General features: G+C 72.4%; 1 protein-coding gene. It reads right to left on the bottom strand.

Going from position 1 to position 4,894, the window contains the following annotated elements; all coding sequences use genetic code 11:
- On the bottom strand, positions 1 to 4,894 hold a 4,894-nt coding region (locus tag K7854_RS37065), incomplete at both ends, for a type I polyketide synthase (RefSeq protein WP_226030955.1).

Genomic DNA, 4,894 nt, shown 5'->3' with positions numbered 1-4,894 from the left:
GTCGCGGTGTCAGTGATCTCCACCGGGGTGTCGAGGGCGGTGAGGAGTTCGTCGCGGTCGGTGCCGACGACAAGGGCCCGGTGTGCCAGCGCGCTCCGGGTGGTGGCGAGAGAGAAGGCCACGTCCACCGGCCGGAGTTCGGGGTGTTCGGTGACGTGTGAGCGCAGACGCTGCGCCTGGGCGCGCAGGGCCTGAGGGGACGCCGCCGACAGGACCCACGGGAGGGCGCGCCCGTTCCAGGGCTCGGCCTCCGCGGGTGCGGTGGGCTCGGGGGCCTGCTCGATGATCACGTGCGCGTTGGTGCCACTGAACCCGAACGACGACACCCCCGCCCGCCGCGGCTCCCGGGCCTCGGGCCACGGGATCGGTTCGGTGAGCAGCCGTACCTGACCCGCCGACCAGTCAATGTGGGGAGAGGGTTCGTCGGCATGCAGAGTGCGGGGAAGGACACCCTCCCGCAACGCCATCACCATCTTGATCACACCACCCACACCCGCAGCAGCCTGCGCATGCCCGATGTTCGACTTCAACGACCCCAACCACAACGGCCGCCCCTCCGCACGACCCTGCCCGTACGTGGCCTGCAACGCCTGCACCTCGATCGGGTCGCCCAGCGACGTACCCGTGCCGTGCGCCTCGACAGCGTCCACGTGGCCCGGCTCCAGCCCCGCGTTGGCGAGAGCCTGCCGGATCACGCGCTGCTGGGAGGGACCGTTGGGTGCGGTCAGACCGTTGGACGCGCCGTCCTGGTTGACGGCACTGCCCCGTACCACCGCAAGGACCGGGTGGCCCAGACGCTCCGCGTCCGACAGCCGCTCCACCAGCAGCATTCCCGCGCCCTCGGCCCAGCCCGTGCCGTCCGCACCCGCACCGAACGCCTTGCAGCGGCCGTCGGGCGCAAGCCCCCGCTGCCGACTGAAATTGACGAACGCGCCGGGCGTGGCCATCACCGTCACACCACCGGCCAACGCCATCTCGCACTCACCCGACCGCAACGCCTGCACCGCCAGATGCAACGCCACCAACGACGACGAACACGCCGTGTCGACGGTCACCGCCGGGCCCTCCAACCCGAACGTGTACGACAAACGGCCGGAGACGACACTGGCGGCCGTGCCGGTGCCCATCAGCCCCTCCAAGTGGCCGGGCACCTCTCGCAGCCGGGCGCCGTAGTCGTGGTACATGACGCCCGCGAACACGCCCGTGCGACTGCCGCGCAGCGTGGCCGGGTCGATGCCCGCCCGCTCGAACGCCTCCCACGACGTCTCCAGCAACAACCGCTGCTGCGGATCCATCGCCAGCGCCTCTCGCGGGGAGAGCCCGAAGAACGCCGGGTCGAACTCGGCCGCGCGGTGCAGGAAGCCGCCCTCGCGAGAGTAGGTGGTGCCGGGGTGGTCGGGGTCGGGGTGGTAGACGTTCTCCAGGTCCCAGCCGCGATCGGAGGGGAACTCGGACACGGCGTCGCCGCCGGACAGGACGAGGTCCCACAGGTCGTCGGGCGTCGTGACGTCACCGGGGTAGCGGCAGCTCATTCCGACGATCACGATGGGGGCGTCGGCGTCGGCCGCGGCCGGCACGAGGTCGGCCTTGGCGTGGTCGGCGGCGCCGACGACCTGCGACAGCACGTGGTCGGCGAGGGCGGCCGACGTCGGGTAGTCGAAGACCAGGGTGGCGGGCAAGCGCAGACCGGTCGTGGCCGTGAGCCGGTTCCGCAGTTCCACCGCGGTCAGCGAGTCGAAGCCGAGGTCGCGGAACGACTTGTCGGGCTCGACCGCGTCCGGTGAGGCGTGCCCGAGCACCGTCGCGACGGCCGAACGGATCAGGTCCAGCACATGGGTCTCGCGCGCTTGGGCGTCCAATACGGCGAGCGTACGCGCGAGTTCACCACGGTCGGCCGCTGCGCCGGTCTCGGTCCCCGCGGCCCTGCGTCGGCTCCGGGCCGGGCTGGACAGGAGGCCGCGCAGCATGGGCGGCACCTGCTCGGGCGCGGTGTCGGCGGAGCGCAAGGCTGCGAGGTCGAGGCGTACGGGGATCAGCAGGCCGTCGTGGTCTGCCGTGGCGGCGGTGTCGAGGAGGGCGAGTCCCTCCTCAACCGACAGCGCACCGGCCCCCGACCGCGACAGCCGCCGCACGTCCGCCTCGGCGAGCCCGGCGGTCATGGCGCTGTCGTCGGCCCACAGCCCCCAGGCCAGGGAGAGACCGACGAGCCCTTCGGCACGCCGGCTCTGGGCCAGGGCGTCCAGGAACACGTTGGCGGCCGCGTAGTTGGCCTGCCCCGCGTTGCCGAACACCCCGGCGGCCGACGAGAACACCACGAAGGCGTCCAGGTCCAGGTCACGGGTGAGTTCGTGCAGGTTCCAGACGGCCTCGACCTTCGGACGCAGCACCGTGTCGAGGCGGGCGGCGTCGAGGGACTCCAGCACGCCGTCGTCGAGGACGCCAGCCGCGTGGACCACGGCGCTCAACTCGCGTCCGCCGATGGCCTCGGCCAACGCCCCGCGGTCGGCCGCATCGCAGGCCAGCACTTCCACGGTCGCGCCCAGGCCGTTGAGTTCGTCGCGAAGTACCTCCATACCGTCGACGGCGAGGCCCCGGCGGCCGAGCAGTACCAACTCCCGCACGTCGTGCGCCGCGACCAAGTGCCGGGCGACGAGTCTGCCGAGAGTACCGGTGGCGCCGGTGACGAGGACTGGGCCCCGGCCGAAGGCGGCAGGGGCGTCGGCGTCGACGGTGCCTGACGTGCGGGCCCGGACGAGGCGGGGGACTCGTACCGCGCCCTCGCGCACGGCCCACTGCGGCTCACCGCAGGCCAGCCCCGCAACCAGCTCCTCCGGACCGGCCTCCGCCGGAAGATCCGCCAGCACGAACCTGCCCGGATGCTCCGCCTGCGCCGCGCGCACCAGCCCCCACACCGGGGCGGTCCGCACATCCACCGGCTCACCGGCCGACACGCCCACCGCGCCCCGCGTCACCACGACCAACCGCGAGTCGGACAGCCGCTCCTCACCAACCCACCCCTGCACCAAACCGAGTACGTCCGTCAGCCCCGCCCGCACCGCATCCGGCACCGACACGTTCTCCGCAGCCCGGCACTCCACCACCACCGTGCCAGGAACACCCGACCCGGAAGCCGCCAGCAGCGCATCCACATCGGCGAACACCCGACCGCCATCAACCAGGGGACCATCCCCGAGCATCGTCAAGGTCTCGCCGACCGCGTTCGATGTCGCCTGCGCCGGGACCCACTCCACGCCGAACAGGGAGTCGATCCTTTGCGACGCGGCCATCTGCGCCCGGCTCACCTCGCGCAGTACCAGCGACTCCGCGGAGGCCACCAACCGGCCCTCCGTGTCCGCCACTCGGAGAGCCAGGGTCTCCCCGGCGGAGGTGAGGTGGACCCGCAGGGCCGTGGCGCCCGCTGCGTGCAACTCGACACGGCGCCAGGAAAAGGGGACGCGAGCGCCGCCGTCACCTCGTTCGTCGTCCGCCGCGGCGGCGGCTGCGGCGTGCAGGGCGGAGTCCAGCAGGGCGGGATGCACCCCGAACTCCTCGGCCGTTCCTGCCGCCTCCTTCGCCAGCGCGACCTCGGCGAACACCTCGTCGCCGCGCCGCCAGACACTGCGCAGGCCCCGGAAGACGGGCCCGTAGTCGTAACCGCGGTCGGCCATCGCGTCGTAGAAGCCGCTGATGTCGACCGGTTCCGCGTCCTGAGGCGGCCAGACGGCGAAATCGGCGGCCTCCTCCCCCGTGGTCCCGGTGCCCGGGGCTATGAGGCCGGTGGCGTGACAGGTCCAGGGAGCGTCGGCCGTGTCGTCGTCGGCGCGGGCGTACACGTCGACCGGACGCAGGTTTCCGGCGTCCGGTTCGCCGACGACGATCTGCACCTGGACGGCGCCGACGCCGGTCGCCGGGAGCATCAGCGGCGCCCGCAGGGTCAGCTCCTCGACGGTGTCGCAGCCGACCTCCTCACCGGCGCGCAGCGCCAACTCGACGAGGGCGGTGCCCGGCACGAGCACGGTGCCGTGGACGGCGTGGTCCGCCAGCCAGGCATGGGTCGCCGACGACAGCCGCCCGGTGAGCAGCACGCCCGAGCGGTCGGCGAGCGTGATGGCACCACCCAGCATGGGATGCCGGGCCGCGCTCAGACCGACAGCCGTGGCATCACCGACTCCGACGGGGGCGTCCAGCCAGTACCGCTCGTGCTGGAAGGCGTACGTCGGCAACTCCACACGCCGGGCGCCGGACAGCAGCACCGGCCAGTCGACCGACCCACCCCGCACGAAGAAGCCACCAACCGCCTCGACCACCGACCGCACCTCAGGCACCCGACGACGAAGCACAGCGACCGCATCCGACTCCAGCACCTGCCCGACAAGCCCGGCCAGCACACCGTCCGGGCCCACCTCCACGAACCGCCGCGCACCCAAGCCGTGCAACGCCCGCAACCCGTCGGCGAACCGCACCGCCTCCCGCACATGCCGCACCCAATACCCAGGCTCGGCGATCTCCGCCCCCACGACCGCGCCCGTCACCGTCGACACGAACGGCACCGACGGCTCACGGAAGACCAGCCCGTCCACCACTGCCCGGAACTCCTCCAGCACCGGCTCCATCAACGGCGAATGGAAGGCATGACTCACAGTCAGCCGCTTGACCCGACGGCCCTGCGCCGCGAGGGCTGCGGCGACCTGCTCGACCTCCGCCTCAGCCCCGGAGATCACGACGGCTTCGGGCCCGTTGACCGCGGCAACACCCACACGGCCCGACACCTCCGCCAGCAGTGGCAGCACCTCCTCCTCGGAAGCCTGAACCGCCACCATCACCCCACCAGCCGGCAACCCCTGCATCAACCGCCCACGAGCAGCCACCAGCACACACGCATCCGCCAGCGACA

It is taken from the genome of Streptomyces hyderabadensis, from assembly GCF_020404845.1.
In the GTDB taxonomy this organism is placed as follows: Bacteria; Actinomycetota; Actinomycetes; order Streptomycetales; family Streptomycetaceae; genus Streptomyces; species Streptomyces hyderabadensis.
This window is presented reverse-complemented; position numbering and strand designations above follow the sequence as displayed.